Here is a 1,009-nt window from a genome sequence, read left to right as displayed (position 1 = left end):
GAGCGTCGCCCCGATGACGATGGAGAGCGTGACCGCAAGCCGGCTGGTGACCCCGTTGGCCACGAGCTGGCCGTTGAACCAGGAACGCCCGAAGTCGCCGGTCACGGCGCTTCCAAGCCAGTCGGTGTACTGCTCCCACAGCGGCCGGTCCAGACCGAGCTCGACGGATTTCTGTGCGACCTGCTCCTGGGTGGCGTTCTGTCCGAGGATGCGGCGGGCGATGTCGCCGCCGCCGGCGTAGAGCAGGGCGTAGGCGACGGTGGTGATGACGAGGAGGAGGACGGCGCCGGAGGCCAGACGCCGGAGTACGAATCGAAACATGAGTCGTCCCTGTGGTGTGAGGAGACGTGGTTCCCCGGTCTGCCCGCGCGCGAGGCGGACGGGCCGGGACAGCGGCTCTTTAGAGGTTGCGCAGAATGGGACTCGCCTGACTCGCGTGCACCGTTCTGCGCGCCTCTTAACTCTTCGGCTGGAAGCTGTAGAGGGCCGGGTAGATGTTGTTCGGAAGCATCTCGACCGTCGTGTTCGCGTCGGTGGCGAAGCTGCCCTGCACCCGGTAGAACGGCGCGAACCAGGCCTGTTCGACGATGTAGGCGTTGAGTTCGCCGGCGGCGGCGGCCTGTTCGTCTGCGTCGCCGAACTGAATCCGCTCCATCAACGCGTTGGCCTCGGGGTCCTCGTAGCCGAACGGGTTGAACACCGCGGCAGGCCCGACCATGAACTGGATGAGCTGCCAGTCAGGGTTCTGCTCGAGGGCCATGAACGCCAGCGGGAACTTCGGTGCCAGCAGGTCGGCGATGTAGTTGTTGCCCGGATCGGTGTACTCGACTGCGACGCCGACGTCGGCGAGTTGCTGTTCCAGCAGCGTGAACGTCGTAGAGCCGAGGAGCGCCGTCGTCGGCATGGAGAGGGCCAGCCCGTCGGCGTAGCCGGCTTCGGCGAGCAGGTCGCGAGCCTTCTCCGGGTCGTAGCCGTAGTGGTCGTCGAGCGCCGGGTCGAACGCCGCGGA

At 66.8% G+C, this 1,009-nt stretch carries 1 protein-coding gene and 1 pseudogene; both read right to left on the bottom strand.

From position 1 onward, the window contains the following. Positions 1–321 (bottom strand): annotated as a pseudogene (locus ELR45_RS36720) (ABC transporter permease); the annotation flags it as partial. Between the two features lie 136 nt (positions 322–457). Further along, positions 458–1,009: ABC transporter substrate-binding protein (locus tag ELR45_RS36715; RefSeq protein WP_205855823.1), on the bottom strand; the 552-nt coding region annotated here is incomplete at its 5' end.

The sequence above is a fragment of the Phytoactinopolyspora endophytica genome, assembly GCF_004138495.1.
In the GTDB taxonomy this organism is placed as follows: domain Bacteria; phylum Actinomycetota; class Actinomycetes; order Jiangellales; family Jiangellaceae; genus Phytoactinopolyspora; species Phytoactinopolyspora endophytica.
Note: the sequence above shows the minus strand (reverse complement) of the source record. Positions and strands in the feature narration are given on the sequence as shown.